This window comes from Mucilaginibacter sp. P2_A4 (assembly GCF_056405015.1).
In genome coordinates this window covers 117,963-137,882 of record NZ_JBFUCX010000014.1, presented here as the reverse complement: position 1 = coordinate 137,882, position 19,920 = coordinate 117,963, and the positions used below count along the sequence as shown (strand labels likewise).

Sequence of the window (19,920 nt, the reverse complement as noted above, 5' to 3'; positions counted from 1 at the left end):
ATGTGCGCAATGGCAGGGAGGGGTTTCGCCGGCGCACCATCTGGAACAGTGCTTGAACGCCTGATTTAACCCCTACCTCCCCTTCCCCGAGGAAGGAATCGCACGTTTCCCCAGCTTTTTATATCTTTCGAACAACTATGATTTGAAACCCATCACTAAGAGCAATTAACATTTCTATCTTTCCAGTTTAGGCACCCTTGTAGGGGTATCTGTACCGGCAACTATACTGCGCGAGCTTAATGCTATAGCCCTTATGGTTGATGTAATATTGTTTACATCCAATGAACTAAACTCATCTTTTACGGTATGGTAAAGCTTATCAATATCTATTTGATCTGTTGATATGGTATGCGCGGGTACACCCACTTCGGCCAGTGAGGCGTTATCGCTGCGATAAAAAAGGTCTTGTTCAGGGTATGGATCCGGGTAAAACTTAAAGGTGGTTTTTTCCAGGTTCTTTTGCAGGATCTTGCCAAAATCAGACCGCTCATAACCGGTGATGAATGCCGAGTTTGTACCAAATTTTGAAGCCTTGCCTATCATTTCGATGTTAAACATCGCCGTCACCTTATCAGGCGCAACCTGTGTGGCAAAGTACTGTGAACCGTATTCGCCAATCTCTTCGGCAGTAAAGGCTACAAAAATAAGCGTGCGGGCATTATTGTTTAGCTTTTTGTAGTATTTGGCTAAGGTTAAAACCGCTGTTGTACCCGATGCATCATCATCGGCACCGTTAGCGATACTATCGCCTTCCATTGGTTTTAAAATGCCCAGGTGGTCATAATGGCCCGAGAATACTACAAACTCTTCGGGTTTGGTTTTGCCGGGAATCATACCAGCCACATTAAACAGAGGTAGTTCTTCGGTTTTGCTTTCGTAACTTACATCAAAGGCAGTTACCGCATCCAACCTGCCCAATACAAATACAACTGGAGTTGCTGTTTTACCCTTGAAGCTCATGCTACCCCTGTTGTTAAAACTCCACACACGGCTAAACAGGTCTTTAAATTTAGGATCAACCAGTACCAGTGTTTTTTTGCCACTTTTGGTAATAGCGCCATATTCCTGCCTGAAATTTTTATCAGCCGTTACCTGTACCACCTGCACATCGGCGTTGGTAGCCCAGCTAAATGATTCGCCTCCTGTTGTAAAAGCGCTGTCGGCTGCTATGCTTTTGCCATTAATGCTCACAGTTAGCTTAACCGGCTTGGTACGCACCATAGTAAAATTCTGCCTAAAACTGCTATTACCTGTTAATGGTACCAAACCGGCCTTGGTATATTCGCCCTCAATAAATTTGGCGGCTTTTTCAATACCGGGGGTAAAGGTAGCCCTGCCCTGCATATCATCTGCCGAAAGTGTTTTAATGATGCGCGCTACATCATCCTGATTGATCAGTTTATTTACGTCCTGTGCAAAACCGCAGGTTGATACAGCTAATAAAGCCGCTGCTAAAAAGGTTTTTTTCATCATTATTTGACTTTTGATTGTAACCAATTGTTACGGAAGGTTTCCTGTTCTTTAGATAGTTGTTTACCTGCTTTTTCGAAAGTAAGTACTTCAAAATTAGGATTTTCTTCCAGTACGATGGTAGTTTCGTGATTACCGGTACGGTTTTTATAATTTACGGTAAGCTTATCTCCCGGTTTTTTCCCGTTTAGCTGATCGTCAAATCCTTTTTGATCTTTAATATCAACACCGTTAACTTTTAAAATAATGTCACCAGCATCAAGCCCTGCTTTGTAAACGGGCGAGCCTATGATTGTGCTTGATAATATAGGTAAACCATCAGCATTGGCGGCCCGTGGCTGACCAGCCCTTCCACGACCGGCAGTAGTTGCCAATGAGCCTGCCCATCCCTTCTCAGGGTCTATCCTGCGTAAAACCAAACCTGCTTTGGTTAATAATTCGGCGTAATTATTTTTATCGATGCCTGTAATATATTTCTTGAAGAAATCGGCAGCGAATTTGGGGTTGTTGGTTGCTTTGGCCAAATCGGTTTGCAGATCAGGCACGGTATAAGGTTTCATAACTTTACCGCGGGTTAACCAAACCTGGCGCATGTAATCATCAAGCGTCATATTAAAGTCGCTGCGCAAACGCAGATCAAGCGCAAGAGCTATGGCGCCGCCGTAAGTATAATAGCTTGTAAAATCGTTGGCATTATTATTTGGATCAATAGATACGCCAGCATCAGCAAATACCGAGTAGCGGCTCATTTGCGTTGCCGGATATTTTGCAGCGGCAGGCGTGTTTAATATTTGGTTGACAAGGCCACCCAATGTTCCGGTATAGTCATCAAGATCAACAAAGCCCGAGCGCACCAGCAATAATTCGCCATAATATTGGGTAAAACCTTCAGCAAACCAAAGTTCACTGCTCATGTTGGCATGTTCAAAATTAAAAGGCTCCAGCGTTTTTGGGCGGATACGTTTCACATTCCAGCTGTGGAAGTATTCGTGTGCATATACACCTAACAATCTTTTCTCCAATCCTTCAACCTTTGGCGCGGGGATAGTGATACAGGTAGAATTACGGTGCTCCATACCATCGCCTGATGTAGTTGGATAAATATCGCTGATGAAAGTGTACTCGCCATAATCATAAGCAGGCAGCTCACCAAACACAGCTTTTTCTTCCAACACCATTTTGGCAACCATTTTACCAAAATTATCAATCACCTGCTGGTTATCATCGGAGTGCACAGTAAGGTTTATTTTCAATTTTTTATTATCGGCGTTCACCACATCCCAGCTGGTTACTTTATGATCAGATAGTTCGGTAGGGCAATCCATCATATATTGCAGGTTAGGGGCACTGTACACATTACTGCCTTCATGTTTAAGCTGGGTTGCAATATGCCATCCATATTTTTCAAGATCATTAAACTGGAAGGTAAGAGGTCTTTTATCCTGCCCCACTACCCACATAAATGTGGCAGGCATGTTAAGGTGGGCGTGGCTTGGGTCAATGCTGGCGTAGGTGCCATCTGTCCAGTTGCCAAACAGGGTATAGCTTACTTTTACAGTAGCGGGATGTTCTTCTACCTGGTATAAATCGCCTTCCAGCTGTTTAAGCTCAAGCGCTTTTCCATTAACATCTGTTGCAGCTACGTTGTAAATATTTTTACCAAACTCGTGCGTAGCATACCTGCCTGCTGATGAACGGCTCATGCGTAACAGCAATGGCCCTGTAGGTGCCTGCGGAATGGTTATGGATACCTCGGCCTCGTGATGAGCCGCGTTAGGGAACGATATGGCGTAATAAATGGCTTTGGGGGCATCTTGCTGCGCTATAGCAACAGATGTAAATAAGGTAGCAAATGCGAGTAAAAATGATCTTTTCATGTAATCCTGGTTATCAGCGCTGAAAATACAACTAATAGCGGAAATGTATTATATCAATATTATTACATCTTGTAAAAAGAATAAGGATAGAAGAGTGTTTTTGAGTGAGGATGAAGTAGCATGGCTAAGATTAGCCTGAAACTAATTGAGTTGTTAAACTATACGGCGGACGAAACCACTATACATAAGAAGTTACAATTTATTAACGCCAGTTTAATTTTTGAACCTATATAAAAACGTCTTTCACAAAATACCGGGCTAATTATGCGTACCTTTAAAGAAATTCTTTAATCCATGATCCTTTTTTCGCGAAGAAACCTACACTATACCGATTACAAATGGACAACCTATACCCCAACCGATCCACGTGTTAATGGTAAACCGGATGCAACTCCTTTTGCTAAGGACGAGGGTAATGAAATTGTTTATTTGATAAACAAACTGATGATATTATGGGATTACCGTTTTGCCAACACCGGCAATAAAATGGAAAAACTCATTCATGATAAACTACCTGAAGAAGTTAGTACCCAGGAAGACGTACAGCAATGGCTAAAGGCCAATTTGAAGTTTTAAGATTAGGTGAGTAGTTGATGGTTACATTAACTACTCACTGTTCTCCAAATACTACTCACCAGCTCATTCCTTCTTAAAATCATAAGGATTATACTCTACAAAATCAGCTACCTTAACTCTTACACCTGTTACCTTTCCATTTTGTACCGAGAAAGGAAAAACAGCCTTGCCCAGTGTAGGATCTGAAAAAGTTACATAAAACCGGTTGCCGCCCAATGGCTGTAGTTTAGCAAACATTTTAGGGTGATGTTCAAAACGCATCTCCAGATCGTTGTTTTCGCCCTGGGTAACCTCCATTGATCCGTATAGGCTGTTGCTATATTTACCCATATAATCACTGGCAGCCAATAATGGGCGAAGGTTTAACAATACAGAGTCGCGCAGTTTTTTATCGGTTGCCTGGGCAGTAGCCGTTTGTGTTTTAAAGTTTTTTAGGTAAGCCTCGCTGTAGTTGCGGTATCCCTGTCCAAAATAAGCATCAAGAATTTCCCAGCGCAGAGCCTCAAAAAAAAGGTTTTGATCGGTGTTGGTTAAGATGATGATACCCAGATTATCCTTTGGCGATAGCGTTACTGATGACAGGTAACCATTTACCCCACCATCATGCATCACCAGGCGATGACCGGAGTAATCCTGTATAAACCATCCCAAACCATATAACTCAAAATTATCTTCGCCATTTAAATGGTGAATGCTGCTTACAATATCCTGCGGCTGCCTGGTTGCTTGTATCGCTGCAGATGGTATCACCTGCCTGTTGCCAACCTTGCCATCATTCAGCAAAGCCAATACCCATTTGCTCATATCATTTACCGATGAGCTGATGGCCCCCGCGGGTGCAAGTCCATCTATCTGGCAATAAGGTATGGCAGATAGCCTGCCATCGGTAAAAGTATGGGGCACCGTACGGTTTAATGATTTGGGCATATCGGCCGTTAAAGCCAGTGTATTACTCATGCCCAATGGTGCAAAAATATTTTCTTTAAGATATACTTCCCATGGCTTGCCGGTTACTTTAGGGATAATTTGCCCGGCGGTTAAAAATGCCGCATTGGTATACCCCCATTTGGTGCGGAAAGCATAGGGCGCCTTAATTTGTCCTAATTTTTTAATCACCTCGTCGCGGCTGAGGTTGGTGTTGTAAAAAGTAAAATCGCCCTGGAATGTTTGCAAGCCCAGGCGATGACACAGCAAATCGCGTACTATAGCCTGCTCGCCGGCCAGTTGATTATCCAATTTAAATTCTGGTATATATTTGGTTACCTTATCATCAAGTGAAAGCTTGCCGCCAGCCTGCAGCATGGCCAAAGCGGTAGCTGTAAAGGCTTTGGTGTTACTGCCTATCATAAACAGGGTGTTTACATCAACATTATTGGGCATACCAAGTTCTTTGATGCCGTAGCCTTTCATCAACACTACCTTGTTGTCTTTTACAATACATACCGCCACACCCGGAATACGCCAGTTGGTAAGCGCCCGGCTTACATAAAGGTCCAAACTATCCCTGATGAATTTGCTCCTGTCGGCATGCTGGGCATGGGTAAAATTTATAAATAAAAGGCAGAGGACGACAGGTAGGAGTATTTTTTTCATTACAACAGATCTTATACTTTGTTAATGTACTAAATTAACGCAATTTTTACGACGGCATTAATTATTCTCAAAATAATGCCGCATTCATCATTCAAAGTAAAATATATGAGATTTTTCCGTTCAGGATCATTATTCCTGTTGATCGTTTTATTCGTTTTGAGCAGCAATTTGGTAAAAGCACAACGTGCGCTCACCCACTGGGCAAACAATGGCTACCTGTATTATAAAATTACAGGCGGCGAAATAACCGTTTTTGATACCCGCGATACCAGCAAAAAAACTGTTTGGATAAGCAGTGCCATGCTTACACCCAAAGGAGGCAAGCCTATTGGTATAAAAAGATTTACGATAGCCGATGACGGTAAAAAAGTACTCATCAACACCAACACCCAAAAGGTATGGCGTTATGATACCCGCGGCGATTACTGGGTATTTGATACCGGCACGCAAAAGCTTTGGCAATTAGGTAAAAACCTGCCAGAGTCATCACTGATGTTTGCCAAGCTTTCGCCAGATGGCAGCAAGGCGGCTTATGTAAGCGGGCATAATATTTATGTGGAGGATTTGGCAGGCGGAGTTGTAAAGCAACTCACTACTGATGGCAGCACACATTTAATCAACGGAACTTTTGATTGGGCTTATGAGGAAGAGTTTGGCTGCCGCGATGGTTTTCGCTGGTCGCCAGATAGCCGCAATATAGCTTACTGGAAAATAGATGCCACCAAAATTAAAAGCTATTTGATGCTGAATACTACTGATTCTATTTACCCATTTGTAGTACCGGTTGAATATCCTGTTGCGGGCGAAGACCCAAGCTCGGCCAAAATTGGCGTGGTTGATGTTAACACAGCGGCAACCAAATGGATCAATATACCTGGCGATGCAGTACAACATTATATCCCCCGCATGGAGTGGACGCTGAGCCCGAACGAGATTATCCTGGAGCAGTTGAACCGCGCACAAACCGAAAGCCGCGTTTTTATCGGTAATATATCCAACGGCACAACCCGCATCATTCGTGAAGAAAAAAGCGACTCATGGATAGATGGTAAAGAACGCTGGAATAATGGCGACCCGATTGGATGGGAGTGGATCAACAAAGGGAAAGACTTTTTATGGGTGAGTGAAATGGATGGCTGGAAACATATTTACCGCGTAAATCGCGAAGGCAAAGAAACCCTGATCACCAAAGGCAATTATGATGTGATCACGGTAAGCCTGATTGATGAGGCCGGTGGTTATATTTATTTTATGGCTTCGCCGGATAACGCTACCCAGAAATACCTTTATCGCATAAAAATAGCTGGTGGCAATGCCGAGCGTGTTTCACCTGCCGATGAGCCGGGAACTCATGGTTATGATATTTCGCCAAATGGTAAGGTGGCTTTGCACAATTTCAGCAATAGCTACACGCCGCCGGTGAGTGAGGTAGTAAGTCTGCCCAACCATAAACACATTGGCGGTAATATGATTGTACTGAACAAGAATGCCAAAAACAAACCGGAATTTTTTAAGGTAAAAACAGCCGATGGCATTGAGATGGATGGCTGGATGATGAAGCCAACCAATTTCGACCCCAATAAAAAATACCCCGTTGTATTTACCGTTTATGGCGAACCCGCAGGGCAAACTGTTACCGATAGCTGGGGAGCAGGTCGTAATGGCTTATACGTAGGCAGCATGGCCGATGATGGATACATCTATATGTCGGTTGAGGGCCGTGGCGCGCCTGCACCAAAAGGCACTGCATGGCGTAAGGCTATCTACAAAAACATTGGCATCATCAACATTCGCGACCAGGCGATGGCCGCCAAAGAGATCCTGAAATGGCCATTTGTTGATTCAAGCCGCATAGCGGTGCACGGCTGGAGCGGTGGCGGTTCATCAACCCTAAACCTGATGTTCCAATTTCCTGAAGTTTACAAAACAGGGATAGCTGTAGCCGCCGTAGGCGACCAATTAACATATGATAATATTTACCAGGAACGCTACATGGGCGTACCGGTGAATGACGAAGGCAGGGCAGCATTTATCAAAGGCTCGCCCATTACTTACGCTAAAAACCTGCGTGGTAACTTGTTGTACATACACGGTACCGGCGACGATAACGTACATTACAAAAATGCCGAAGAGCTGATTAACGAATTGGTTAAATATAACCGCCAATTTGAGCTAATGGCATACCCTAACCGTACCCATGGTATTTTTGAAGGACCAGGCACATCGCTACACCTACATACCATGTTCACCAAGTATTTGAAAGAACATTGCCCTCCGGGAGGAAGATAGTCTGTTGATTTAAATGAAATTAAAATGCCCCCTTGTGTAATTATGAGGGGGCATTTTTTTTATGCTTATATTTTTCAGACAATCCCATTGGGATTAACTCCGCGATTAGAAGATAACTCCGGAGCCAGGTTTTTCCGCAAACAGGTAGCCTCCCGACAGAGCATCTTTACTTTTATTTGCTTTAGGTATACTACAATAGCTTTAGTGAGATGAAGTTTTACCAGATCCTTACTCTTTTGCCAGGATCAAGCCACATCTTATCTCCTTTTTTAATATGGAAAGCTTCATAAAATTCCGGCACATCGCTAAACGGACCATTCACCCTTAAAAAGCCCGGTGCATGTACGTCGGTCAGGATTTGGTTGGCAAGGGCCTCATCGCGTTCTTGCCCAAGCCAGCCAAGTGCATAGCCTAAAAAGAAACGCTGCATAGGGCTTAAGCCATTAATTTGCTTGCCATCTTTATATTGTTTGGTTTTTTTAAATGCATCTATACCTAATACAATCCCGCCTAAATCGGCAATATTTTCACCTAAAGTGGCTTTGCCATTTACATGCAGACTATCCAATACAACGTAACTGCTAAACTGATCAGCAAGCATGGTGGCGCGTTTGGTGAATTTAACAGAGTCTGTTGGTGTCCACCAGGTTTTGAGGTTTCCTTTAGCATCAAACTGGCGGCCTTCATCATCAAAGCCGTGTGTAATTTCGTGGCCAATGGTTGATGCCGCTACATATCCATAAGCTACAGCATCATCAACTTCACTGTCTTTTACACCCGGTATAGTGAACTGCGCTGCCGGCAAAGTTATCTCGTTATTTGATGGACTGTAACTGGCGTTATAGGTTTGCGGTGTCATCCCCCATTCGGTATGGTCAACCGGTTTGCCCAGCTTGTTGATGTTCACCATGTAGGCCCAGTGCCTGGCGCGCATCACGTTGCCGGCGTATGATTCACGGTCCATCACCAATGTCGAAAAATCTTTCCATTTATCCGGATAGCCTACTTTGGGGTGGATAGCATTGAGTTTAGCCAATGCCTTTTGCTTCGTTTCGGGAGTCATCCAATCCAATTTAGCAATATGCTCACGGTAAGCCTGGCGAATGGCTTCAACCATTTCGGTATAGCGGAGTTTTGCTGTAACCGGGAAATACTCTTTCACAAATAATTGACCCAAAGCCTCGCCCATCAGACCGTTTTCGGTATCCAATACACGTTTCCAACGTGGAAGTTGTTCTTTCCGACCGGATATCACCTTGCCCCCAAAACGGAAGCTTTCCTGGTCGGCAGCATTATTAAGGTATGGCGAGTAGGATGAGATTAGTTTCCAGCGCAGGTACGCTTTCCATTCATCGGCAGAGAAAGTTTTTAAGGCGGTATTTAAAGCCCTGTAATATTCCGGCTGACCAACAATTACGGTATCTACAGGTTTTAATTCCAGCGTTTTAAAAACAGTATTCCAATTGATGTTTGGCGTAAGCGCGTTTAATTGCGCAATGGGCATTTTATGGTAGTTGGCATAAGGGTCGCGCAACTTTTCAAGCTTCCGGCTGCTATCGGCCAAAAATTTTTCTATTTTATAAATACTTTCGGCACCCGTTTTAGCCTGTTGCTCATCATAGCCGGTTAACCTGAGCATGGCAGGCAGATGGTTGGTAGTATAATCCGCACGAATTTTAACCGTACGGGCATCCGTTTTAAAATAGTAATCGCGGTTAGGTAAACCCAGGCCTGCCTGGCCTAATTGCAGCATCATTTTGGAGCTATTCTTAGCATCCTGGCTAACCCGGCTGCCAATCATGTTACGTGTACCGGTAGTTGTTAAAACAGCCGCCGCGTTTAGTATCCCGGTGATGTCATTTGCCTGGTCTATGAGTGCCAGTTGTGTTTTTAATGGAGCGATGGCGCTTTTTTCGATATTAACAGTATCTAAACCGGTAAAATAAAAATCGCCTATTTTTTGAGTTGTAGTCCCTTTGGGTGCATTGGCAGCTAAGGCATCCTCATTTATTTTCTTTAGCCTGTCGCGCAGTTCTTCTGATACCACATTGCCTATGCCCCAGCTGGAGTAGGCGGCCGGGATAGGGTTACGTTTCAACCACCCGCCGTTGGCGTATTTAAAAAAATCGTCACCTGGTTTAACCGATTGATCAAGGTTGTTGAAAACTGGGTCGTTTGGTATAGCTATGTACGCGCTTAGTGCCAGCGTGGTTAAGGTCACGCACCCTAAAATAATTTTTGTGTAATGTTTCATCATGCAGAAATACGTTTGCATCAAATTTAATTAAAAAACAAACGCCTTATTAAAAGGCGTTTGTAACAGTGTTGTGTGAATTATTTTTCGTCATGTCATTGCGAGCGTTTCCATCAGCGTGTCGCAAAAAAAAAACTTTTTGTCATCCTGAACGCGGTGAAAGATCTACTCTCTACCATGCTTCTTCGCCCTGTACAGTGTGCGAATAGATCCTTCGTTCCTCAGGATGACAAACTTTTCAAACGCCATTTTCGACTTAGAGGTTACCAAATCTTCACCCTCTTATCCGGATCTAACCACATCTTGTCGCCCTTTTTGATATGGAAAGCCTCGTAAAACTCGGGTACATCGGTAAACGGACCATTTACGCGCATAAAGCCGGGGGAATGCTCGTTGGTGAGGATTTGGCTGGATAGTGATTCCTGCCTGTCTTGCCCAAGCCATCCTAAAGCATAGCCTAAAAAATAGCGCTGCAATGGTGTAAACCCGTTGATAGGCTTACCTTCTTTATATTGTTCAGTTTTCTTGAACGCATCAAGCCCAATCACAATGCCACCTAAATCGGCAATATTTTCGCCCTGGGTGGCTTTGCCGTTGATATGCAGGCCGTAAATGGTATACCCATTAAACTGGTTTATTAGCATTTGAGCGCGCTGGGTAAACTTTACCGAATCCTGCGGTAACCACCATGCTTTTAAATTTCCTTTGGCATCAAACTGACGACCCTGGTCGTCAAAGCCATGGGTCATTTCGTGGCCGATGGTTGAGGCGGCGGCATAGCCGTAGATGATGGCATCGTCAATATTCTCATCCTTAAAACCGGGGATGGTAAAGATCCCCGCCGGCAATACAATCTCGTTATTTGATGGATTGTAGTAAGCATTATAAGTTTGCGGCGTCATCCCCCACTCTGTACGGTCAACAGCTTTGCCTAATTTGGCCGCGTTAAATTTGTGCCACCAGTTATTGGCACGCATTACGTTTAAAGCAAATGGCCCGCGGTTGATATCCAGGGTCGAAAAATCTTTCCACTTATCCGGGTACCCAACTTTAGGCATTACTTTGCTTAGCTTGTAATAGGCTTTTTCTTTGGTTTGGGGGCTCATCCAATCCAATTTTTGTATGTGTTCCCTAAAAGTTTCGCGCATGGTTTCCACCAGTTTTACATAGCGTTCTTTTGTTTTTTCGGGGAAGTATTCTTTTACAAAAATTTGTCCCAAAACTTCACCCATCAAGCCGTTCTCGGCATCAAGCACCCGTTTCCAGCGGGGTAACTGTTCTTTGTTGCCATAAAGCACCATATCATAAAAGCGGAAAAGCTCCTGATCAAAAGGCTTACTTAAATAAGAACCAAAGGTTGTTACCAGGTTTTTGCGCAGGTAATTTTTCCAATCGTCAATACTATAATCATGTAAGGCTTTATTTAATGCGCGGTAATACTCCGGCTGACCAACAATTACCGAATCTGTATTTTTGTAATCCATTTTATCAAATGTGGATTTCCAGTCAACATCCGGTGCCAGCTTGCTTAAGCCGGCCATGGTCATTTTATTATAGTTATGGTATGGGTCGCGCAGGTCTTCCAGTTTACGGCTGCTATCGGCCAGGGATATTTCTAAAGCGTATGTTTTTTTAGCGGCGGCGTTCGCGGCATCGGCAGATAGTCCACCCAGTTTAAAAATGGTTGGTAAGTGTTTCTGCTGATAATCTGTACGCACGGTTACGCTGTGCGCATCCTTATTGAAATAATAATCGCGGTTTGGCAATCCTATTCCCGATTGGCCCAACTGCAGCATGATCTTATCACTGTTTTTGCTGTCCTGCCCGGCATAGGTGCCTAAGGGAGTAGTTACTCCAATCCCGTCGAGGTGAGCAAACTCCTCCACCAGGCTCTTTATATCTTTTATATCATCAATCTTCTTCAGTTCGTCTTTAAGCGGGGAAAGGCCTTGCTTTTCAATATCAACGGTATCCATACCGCTGTAATAAAAATCGCCTATTTTTTGGGTACTGCTTCCTTTAGGAGCGTTTGCTTCAAGTGCGTCCTGGTTGATTTTTTTCATGCGATCGCGCAGCTCTTCCTGCACAACATTGCCTATACCCCATGAGGAGTAGGCGCCGGGAATAGGGTTTTTCCTGAGCCAGGTTCCGTTTGCATATTTAAAGAAATCGTCGCCCGGCTTCACTTTGAGATCCATGTTTTTAATTATCGGATCATTTTCGGCGTAAATTTTTGCGTTGTCTTTGCAAGCTGTAATTAAGGTAAGGCTCAGTGCACCGGTTAATATTGCCAATGACGAAAACTTTTTTATCATAGATTTATTAGTGTATAAAAAAAAATACAACGATTGTATGGAATAATAGAATTCAGGACAGCAAATTAAGTAAAAAGGACAACTTTAATAAATGCCCTGAAAAAAACCGGCTAAAGAAACGTCGAAATAATAGCATACTTTTCTGAGGGTATCCAGCCTGATATCTATTTTTCCAGACTCCAGCCGGGCAATGTTAATATTAGTTTCGGCGAAAAACTTTTCCTGGGTAACTTGATTTTGCCTGCGCAGATTTTTGATCTGAAGCGCGATCTTCTTCTTAAATGCCTCATCGGAGTTGCTAAGATATTCAAAGTCAGTAAGTAGCATAATTCAATTTGATTTATTGAAAAAAATGATCTTTGATAGGGGCTTCAAAAATAATTGGCAATTTGTATTTAAAGTTCGTGAAAAATATTTGCAATAATAATGTGCAAACAACTATTATTTAAGTTAAAGTATATGCCGCGCAACAATTAGTGGCAACGAATTTGTTTAGTATGTTTTGCCCTGCATAAAATCTGTGAAAAAAAAAATTAAAATCACCTACCTGTGAAAAACTTTTTTTGAATTCTCAGACGCCCAAGTTGAGATTTTTTGTTCTTTGTTTTGGGTTTAATCAATAGTTTAAATTAATTAGGGGAAAGGGAGCTTCCAAAAAGGCTCTCTTTTTTTGTTTACTATTTTTTACTATGCATGCATAGTAATTACTATATTTAGCTTTTTATCATACTATGCAATTTAAATATACAGAAGAGCAGCTGATGATTAAACAGGCTGCCCGTGATTTTGCCCAAACGGAATTAAAACCCGGCGTAATTGAACGCGACGACCAGCAAAAGTTCCCTGCCGAACAAATAAAGAAATTGGGCGAACTTGGTTTTTTAGGAATGATTGTTTCGCCGCAATATGGTGGCAGCGGTATGGATGCTATATCATACGTACTGGCCATGGAAGAAATTTCAAGGATAGATGCATCTACGGCAGTGGTGCTCTCTGTAAATAATTCATTGATTTGTAATGGGCTGGAGCGGTTTGGAAATGATTTTCAGAAAGAAAAATATTTAGTCCCCCTGGCCAAAGGTGAAAAGATAGGTGCTTTCTGCCTTTCGGAACCGGAAGCCGGCTCTGATGCCACCTCCCAAAATACTACTGCTATTGATATGGGCGATCATTACCTGTTAAATGGGGTGAAAAACTGGATCACTAACGGTAGCACCGCCTCAACGTATATTGTAATGGCCCAAACGGATGCTTCAAAGGGGCATCATGGTATTAATGCCCTTATTGTTGAAAGAGGGATGGAAGGCTTTACCATAGGTGCAAAGGAAAACAAGATGGGCATCCGCGGGTCTGACACGCATTCAATTATGTTTACCGATGTTAAAGTACCTAAGGAAAACAGGATTGGAGAGGAAGGTTTCGGGTTTAAATTTGCCATGACTATGTTAGAGGGCGGGAGGATAGGTATCGCCTCGCAGGCTTTGGGTATAGCGGCCGGGGCTTATGAACTGGCTTTACAATATTCAAAAGATCGTAAAGCTTTTGGAAAGAGCCTTGCCGATTTACAGGCTATTCAATTTAAACTGGCCGACATGGCTACCGAGATTGAGGCTGCCCGTTTACTTTGCGTTAAAGCCGCCTGGTTAAAAGATCATAAAAAACCTTATGCACAAGCCAGTTCAATGGCCAAGCTTTTTGCATCAGATGTCGCTATGCGCGTTACCGTTGAAGCAGTACAGATACATGGAGGATACGGCTATGTAAAGGAATATCATGTGGAGCGTTTAATGCGGGATGCTAAAATTACTCAGATTTATGAGGGCACATCAGAAATTCAGCGAATTGTCATTTCGCGCGAAGTGTTGAAATAGTGGGCTGATTTTTATACTTTTGACAAAGTATATCGACTTAGTAGACTATTTTTAATCGACATGAATTTAAAGGCAATCATAACCATCATATCATCCGCCGCGCTTTTGCAGGTAGCATCAGCCCAAACCAAGCTTAAAACAGGTGTTTGGCGCGGAGCGCTGACCACTAAATCAGATACCGAGATCCCTTTTAATTTTGAAGTTAAAGATACCGCCGGGAAACAGCAGCTTGCTATTATTAACGGCGCCGAAAGGTTTAAGGTAACTGATGTTACTTCCCGGGGCGACTCCGTTTTTATACAAATGCCCCTTTTCAATTCGGAATTTAAACTGAAACTGGAAAATGATAAGCTAACCGGCAACTGGGTGAGGCACCTGGCCAGTCAGGATGTTTTGGTTAAGTTTGCAGCGGAGCCCAACACGGCCTGGCGATTTTTAAAGAGCCCTGTAAAGCCTGCCTTTAATATAGGAGGCAGATGGTCGGCCGTAATTGGTGAGGGTGATGGACGGGATACCACAGTTGGTGAGTTTAAGCAGGTGGGCGCAAAGCTTACAGGTACATTTTTAACTACCACCGGCGATTACCGTTACCTGGAAGGAATTGTATCTGGAGATAAACTATACCTTTCCTGCTTTGATGGCGGCCATGCCTATACGTTTACCGCAACTATTAAAGATGAACAAACCATTACTGATGGTAAATTTTACGCGGGCTCCTCCTCTGTACAATCATGGGCTGGGGTAAAAGATCCGAACGCTAAATTGCCGGATGCTTATTCGTTAACCGCGCTTAAGCCGGGTTTTAAAAAGATAGATTTTGCTTTTAAAGACATCGACGGTAAAACGGTTTCCTTACAGGATGATAGATATAAAAACAAGGTAGTTATTGTACAGATATTAGGGTCATGGTGCCCCAACTGTATGGATGAAACAGCCTATATGGTTAACTACTATAAAAAATACCAGGCTAAAGGTGTAGAAGTGGTTGGTTTGGCTTATGAGCGCACCGCCGATTTTGCCAAATCGCAAAAAGCTTTGCAACAAGTAAAAAATCGCTTTAATGTGCCTTATCCCCTACTGATAACCGGATACACCAGTGATAAGGCTGAAACATCAAAAAGCCTGCCCATGTTATCAAAAGTGGTTGGTTTTCCTACAACCATCATCATTGATAAAAGCGGCGATGTGCGCAAGATCCACACCGGTTTTAGCGGCCCTGGCACAGGTGAATATTACACCGGGTTTATCAATGAGTTTGAGAAACTGACAGATGATTTATTGGCCGAGCCATCAGGAGCGGTAAAGGGGAAGTAAGTAAGGATTATTATCGTCATTGCTTATGACGATTTTTTGAAAAAAATTGTCATCCTGAACGCAGTGCACTGTTGTCCGGTAAAATCTTGTTTGATATATAAAAACATCTCTTAAGGCTTAAAAAAGGCCTTTTTTTGTGCATTTTCAAAACCAAGCCCCCTAAAAACTCAATAATTCATTTCTTTTTTAAGAACCGGCTGTCCGGTAAAAAAAGCACGCAATTCTCGATATTTTTGCCATTTAACCTGTTGTGAATGCGCTACAGCTTCAAAAAAAAGTTTTCACTGAAAATATCACAGCCATTTCTCAACCGGCTGTCCGGTAAAGTTTTATTCAAATCTTTTACCGGACAACAGTGAACGCAGTGAAGGATCTAATCGCAGACTTTACAGGGCGAATAACAGATCCTTCACTGCGTTCAGGATGACAAATATTTCAAAATGTTATTTTTCATTCAGTATCCCAGGATTTTTAAACTTGCACTGAGCCGGGGTATTTTATAGTTTATCAGCGGTTAGAATTTCTTTTCTATATGCTGTTTCTGCACCTTGCGATGCACTACCTCTTTTACTTTTTTTGATTTGCCTTTTTTTCGCTTCCCTAACCAGATAATAAAACCGGTTACCGGCAGCGAGGCACAAATCAAACTGGCTAAAAAAGCAATGATCTTGCCGGGCAGCCCCAGTACCTGGCCAACATGAAGATCGTAATTCATATCATTCATCTTCATGCCCGGGCTTTTTTGGGTATGTGGGGTTTGTTTTAATAGTTTGCCTGTATATTTCTCAAACACATAGCCATCACTTTTGTAAAAATGCAGGCTTTTGGCGTATGCTGTTATCCCAATGGTACCTGCCGCCGCCGCATCGTCATAAACGAGGAACATCTTAGCCTGCGGAGAACTACTTTGTGCCTGTGAAAATGCCTTATCAATAACAAAGCGGTTATCCGTCTTGGTCTTTAACAACGAATCGGATTTTGGGAATACTTTTTCAGATGGATAACTTTTGCCCAGGTTAGCGGTAGCATAAATGCCTTCCCGTACCGATTCAAAAACCATTGACAAACCTGTTAGTGCTAATATAAGGGCAATGCTGGTTGCATAAAAGCCCAGTACATTGTGTAAATCATAATTTACCCTGCGCCAGCGGCCATTCCATTTAATGTTAAAGCTGCGCTTACGGTCGCTTTTACGTTTGGGCCACCAGAGGATGATACCACTGATCATCAGTACTATAAATATGATAACAGAGATACCTACAACAAGGCTGCCAATACTGGGAGGTAGCAACAGGTAAAGGTGGATGTATTCAACAACAATAAAAAAGTTACGGGCCGGGTTTTCGGTATGGGTAATCTGCCCTGTATAAGGGTTCATGTATACATATAACATCCCTTGCTCCTTGGGCAAATTTACCAATAGTGCTGCGGGCCTGTCAAAGCCATAATAATACATATAGTTTGCCGTAGCGCCAGGGTGTGCTTTCAGTCCTTCGGCTTTTAGGGTTGATGGAGGCAGGTAGGGCTTATGGTTAAATTCAACCTTGCGGTAATTATATAATGCATCCTGTATCTCATCCTGGAAACAAAATATACAGCCCGTGATACTTACAATAAACACCACCAGCCCGGCAATAAAGCCCAGCCAGCGGTGTATAAATAATATGACTTTTTTAAACCGGGTCATTATTAAAATTTGTAGGCGATGCTTAAACGATAGTTACGCGGCGCTTCCGCCTGCCAGTAAAACGCTTTTAAATAGGAGTAATATGAACCTGAGTATAAATATTTATCAAGCACGTTGAACACGTTGGCGGTGATCTTCATTTGATTTCCTTCCCAAAACATACCACCATCCAATTTAAAATAGTTTGGCAATCTTACGTCCGATTCGCTCCAGCTATCAGTTTGGCGACCAGCCAGGTAGGTAAAGCCAGCAGATACACCTGTGCCTTTTAATGCGCCGTTTTGCAATTTATAACCTAACCAGGCGTTGGCTGTGTGTTTTGCATAACCCGGCACAACATCGCCAACTTTGATAGTTGCAGGCGTATACTGGTCAACCTTGCTCACTTTCGAATCGGTAAGCGCATAGTTGGCGGTCAGGTTTAAACCCGGCAATATTTCGCCACGTAAATCAAACTCAATACCCTGAGCCCTTTTTTGACCAAGCAAAAAGCTGACCGGGCTTTGAGGTGTACTGCCCGGATCAGCTTGTGCCTCGTTGTTTTTAATTATGCGATAAACCGATAGGGTGGTGTTCCATTTGCTGTCGGCCCAATCTTTTTTGATGCCGAACTCCAGGTTGCTGCCGGTTATCGGCTTAACTGATCCACCATCTAAAAGCCTGGCTGCACCCTGTGGTATAAATGCCTGGTCGTACAAACCATATACCGATGTGTGCTCATCTACCGAAGCACTTAAGCCAATACGCGGGGTAAAATGTTTACCAGTTACAGCTGCGCTACCGAAATCGCCTTGTTTTACATAAGTATACCGGCCGGCTAAAGTAAGCCTTACCCTATTATCAATAAAGCCAAGTTCATCCTGTACATATAAGCTGCTGTAAGTTTGGTTAATATTGCCGTAACCTGCTGCAGATCGTGCTTCCAGGTTGGTGCTGCGATCAAACACGGGGTAGCCGTTGCTGGGCACACCAAGATTAGGGTTTTGCGGATCAAACTCAGCCCCCGCTTTGTCTAAGGGGTGCGACTGAGCGTAATCTGCATCGTAATTTTTTGTACCCATGTCTATACCGGCAAGTATCCTGTGGTGGATGCTGCCTGTATTTGCCTTTCCATTAATGAAGGCCTGGGCCAGGGTCATATCGCTTTTAGCGTCCCAAATACCTATACTCCTGATGTATTTACCACTTGCACCAACAGAATCGGCCCACATGGACGAACCTTTTTGACTGTAATTATAGTAAGCGGCCTGCGCGGTTAGTTTCCAGTTGCTATTTAACTGGTGTTGCAGGTTTATGGTAAAACTTTGATCGTTGATGTTTGTAGGAGGTAGGCCTGCCGGCAGCGCTGTAAAATTACGCGGCAAAGTGGCATAACCGTTAGGACTGAAAACGTAGAATGAGCCCACATCAGACATGTTAGCATGCTGCAGGGTGTATTCGGCGGTTAGTTTAGTGGCGCTATCTACCTGGTATGAAACTACCGGCGCTATGCTGTAACGGTTATTAAATTCATTGGCGCGGAAAGAACCTTTCTTTTGGCCTGCCAGGTTTAACCGGTACAAAAATTTACCGTCCTTACTTAATTTGCCGTCCAGGTCGAGCGTACTTCTGTACAAACCAAAGCTGCCAGTGGTTAAGCTAAACTCACCTTTGGTTTCGCCTGTAGGCTTTTTAGTAACCACGTTATATAAACCACTCGGATCGCCGTTACCCAGCATAAAACCGGCAGGGCCTTTAACAAATTCAATATGGTCAACAAAGCTCATGTCTTCGGTAAGCGGTCCCCAGTATGAACTTACTACATTAAACCCGTTTCTGAATGCCTGAATCTGCGAACCGCGCATGGTGATATTGGTATATAAATCGCCCCAATGCTCTAACCTTACGGCACCGCTAACATTGCGTATTAAACCGTCGCTCATGCTTATTACCTGCTGATCGGCCAGTACTTGTGAGGTAACCAGCTGGATATTCTGCGGAACCTCCAGCAATGGCTCATTCAGCCTTAAGCTTGGCGATGGATTGCTGATTTTATATTTCTGTTTGGTGCCGGATATGGCTACTTCCTTTAGCTGGTTGGCAGTAGCTTCTAAAGTAGCGTTTACTATTATTGTTTGGCCGGCTATTACTTCAACCGCGGTTTCATATACTTTAACACCCACATGTGTGAAGGCTAAAGTGTATTTTCCATGAGGGGCTCTTAGGGTGTAATCCCCGTTTTCATCGGTTATCACCCCGTATTTAGTACCCTTAAGCAATACAGAAATATTATCGGCCGGTTGATTAGTGTTGGTTATTACATGCCCTTTAATTGTTCCGCGGGTTTGCTGAGCCAGTGCCGGGATGGTATTGGAGAGTAATACGATGGATAGAAAAAGAGAAAAGAATAGTTTGTGACCAGATAGTTGGGGTTGCTTCATTTTATTTAGACTAATTAAAAATAATGCCCAAAAATACTCCAACATGACTATCCATCCAAATTTATTTAGAAAGATTATAAATAGGACGCCGGGAAAGTATCAGGTAATTAGTATCAAGTAGCAAAACCTTAGGAATATAGGCTTGCAGATAAGCGGAGTTTGCGCCGGTAGGTCAGCAATAACTGGGCAACGGATTTTCAGATGAAGAAGTCATTAAACAATATCAATCTTCATCTGCATATTTGCACATCTGA

12 protein-coding genes are annotated in these 19,920 nt (G+C 43.2%); 4 read left to right on the top strand and 8 right to left on the bottom strand.

Features of this window, described 5'->3' with window-relative positions:
- Positions 1-174: 174 nt before the first annotated feature.
- Both AC1DYB_RS23380 and AC1DYB_RS23375 read right to left on the bottom strand, forming a co-directional pair.
- Positions 175-1,473: a M28 family metallopeptidase gene (locus AC1DYB_RS23380; RefSeq protein WP_477438441.1), complete on the bottom strand. Its 1,299-nt coding sequence runs from the start codon at positions 1,471-1,473 to the stop codon at positions 175-177.
- A complete protein-coding gene (locus AC1DYB_RS23375) occupies positions 1,473-3,347 on the bottom strand; it encodes a M61 family metallopeptidase (protein ID WP_477438439.1) in 1,875 nt (624 codons plus the stop codon). Before AC1DYB_RS23375 ends, AC1DYB_RS23380 begins: the two co-directional genes overlap by 1 nt.
- A 294-nt stretch (positions 3,348-3,641) precedes the next feature.
- Here AC1DYB_RS23375 and AC1DYB_RS23370 point away from each other — a divergent pair, with 294 nt between their 5' ends.
- Positions 3,642-3,923, top strand: a complete 282-nt coding sequence (locus AC1DYB_RS23370) for a hypothetical protein (RefSeq protein WP_295716478.1) — start codon at positions 3,642-3,644, stop codon at positions 3,921-3,923.
- A 63-nt stretch (positions 3,924-3,986) separates the two neighbouring features.
- Here AC1DYB_RS23370 and AC1DYB_RS23365 read toward each other — a convergent pair whose 3' ends face one another.
- Positions 3,987-5,516: a serine hydrolase gene (locus AC1DYB_RS23365; protein WP_477438437.1), complete on the bottom strand. Its 1,530-nt coding sequence runs from the start codon at positions 5,514-5,516 to the stop codon at positions 3,987-3,989.
- A 105-nt stretch (positions 5,517-5,621) separates the two neighbouring features.
- Here AC1DYB_RS23365 and AC1DYB_RS23360 point away from each other — a divergent pair, with 105 nt between their 5' ends.
- Positions 5,622-7,805 carry a S9 family peptidase gene (locus AC1DYB_RS23360; protein WP_477438435.1) on the top strand — a complete coding sequence of 728 codons (2,184 nt, stop codon included), beginning with the start codon at positions 5,622-5,624 and terminating at the stop codon, positions 7,803-7,805.
- Positions 7,806-8,022: 217 nt separating this feature from the next.
- Here AC1DYB_RS23360 and AC1DYB_RS23355 read toward each other — a convergent pair whose 3' ends face one another.
- From AC1DYB_RS23355 to AC1DYB_RS23345, 3 genes are all read right to left on the bottom strand, one after another.
- Complete coding sequence (locus AC1DYB_RS23355) at positions 8,023-10,062, bottom strand: M13 family metallopeptidase (RefSeq protein WP_477438433.1); 2,040 nt, start codon at positions 10,060-10,062, stop codon at positions 8,023-8,025.
- 260 nt (positions 10,063-10,322) lie between these two features.
- Positions 10,323-12,374, bottom strand: a complete 2,052-nt coding sequence (locus tag AC1DYB_RS23350) for a M13 family metallopeptidase (protein WP_477438431.1) — start codon at positions 12,372-12,374, stop codon at positions 10,323-10,325.
- 84 nt (positions 12,375-12,458) lie between these two features.
- Complete coding sequence (locus tag AC1DYB_RS23345) at positions 12,459-12,701, bottom strand: helix-turn-helix domain-containing protein (RefSeq protein ID WP_295716485.1); 243 nt, start codon at positions 12,699-12,701, stop codon at positions 12,459-12,461.
- 404 nt (positions 12,702-13,105) lie between these two features.
- On the opposite strand from AC1DYB_RS23345, the gene AC1DYB_RS23340 reads away from it, so the two are divergent.
- A complete protein-coding gene (locus tag AC1DYB_RS23340) occupies positions 13,106-14,245 on the top strand; it encodes an acyl-CoA dehydrogenase (RefSeq protein ID WP_477438429.1) in 1,140 nt (379 codons plus the stop codon).
- 60 nt (positions 14,246-14,305) lie between these two features.
- Entirely contained in the window at positions 14,306-15,559 is a 1,254-nt protein-coding gene (locus AC1DYB_RS23335) for a peroxiredoxin family protein (protein ID WP_477438427.1), read from the top strand.
- A 514-nt stretch (positions 15,560-16,073) separates the two neighbouring features.
- Here the strand turns inward: AC1DYB_RS23335 and AC1DYB_RS23330 are convergent.
- Complete coding sequence (locus tag AC1DYB_RS23330) at positions 16,074-17,246, bottom strand: PepSY-associated TM helix domain-containing protein (RefSeq protein ID WP_477438425.1); 1,173 nt, start codon at positions 17,244-17,246, stop codon at positions 16,074-16,076.
- A 2-nt stretch (positions 17,247-17,248) separates the two neighbouring features.
- The gene (locus tag AC1DYB_RS23325; protein WP_477438423.1) at positions 17,249-19,666 is read right to left on the bottom strand and encodes a TonB-dependent siderophore receptor; all 2,418 of its coding nucleotides are present in this window, start codon (positions 19,664-19,666) and stop codon (positions 17,249-17,251) included.
- Positions 19,667-19,920: the final 254 nt, after the last annotated feature.

Bases quoted from the DNA above. Each gene is read 5' to 3' on its own strand.
- AC1DYB_RS23380 (WP_477438441.1), bottom strand. From the start codon at position 1,473: ATGATGAAAAAAACCTTTTTAGCAGCGGCTTTATTAGCTGTATCAACC.
- AC1DYB_RS23375 (WP_477438439.1), bottom strand. From the start codon at position 3,347: ATGAAAAGATCATTTTTACTCGCATTTGCTACCTTATTTACATCTGTT.
- AC1DYB_RS23370 (WP_295716478.1), top strand. From the start codon at position 3,642: ATGATCCTTTTTTCGCGAAGAAACCTACACTATACCGATTACAAATGG.
- AC1DYB_RS23365 (WP_477438437.1), bottom strand. From the start codon at position 5,516: ATGAAAAAAATACTCCTACCTGTCGTCCTCTGCCTTTTATTTATAAAT.
- AC1DYB_RS23360 (WP_477438435.1), top strand. From the start codon at position 5,622: ATGAGATTTTTCCGTTCAGGATCATTATTCCTGTTGATCGTTTTATTC.
- AC1DYB_RS23355 (WP_477438433.1), bottom strand. From the start codon at position 10,062: ATGATGAAACATTACACAAAAATTATTTTAGGGTGCGTGACCTTAACC.
- AC1DYB_RS23350 (WP_477438431.1), bottom strand. From the start codon at position 12,374: ATGATAAAAAAGTTTTCGTCATTGGCAATATTAACCGGTGCACTGAGC.
- AC1DYB_RS23345 (WP_295716485.1), bottom strand. From the start codon at position 12,701: ATGCTACTTACTGACTTTGAATATCTTAGCAACTCCGATGAGGCATTT.
- AC1DYB_RS23340 (WP_477438429.1), top strand. From the start codon at position 13,106: ATGCAATTTAAATATACAGAAGAGCAGCTGATGATTAAACAGGCTGCC.
- AC1DYB_RS23335 (WP_477438427.1), top strand. From the start codon at position 14,306: ATGAATTTAAAGGCAATCATAACCATCATATCATCCGCCGCGCTTTTG.
- AC1DYB_RS23330 (WP_477438425.1), bottom strand. From the start codon at position 17,246: ATGACCCGGTTTAAAAAAGTCATATTATTTATACACCGCTGGCTGGGC.
- AC1DYB_RS23325 (WP_477438423.1), bottom strand. From the start codon at position 19,666: ATGAAGCAACCCCAACTATCTGGTCACAAACTATTCTTTTCTCTTTTT.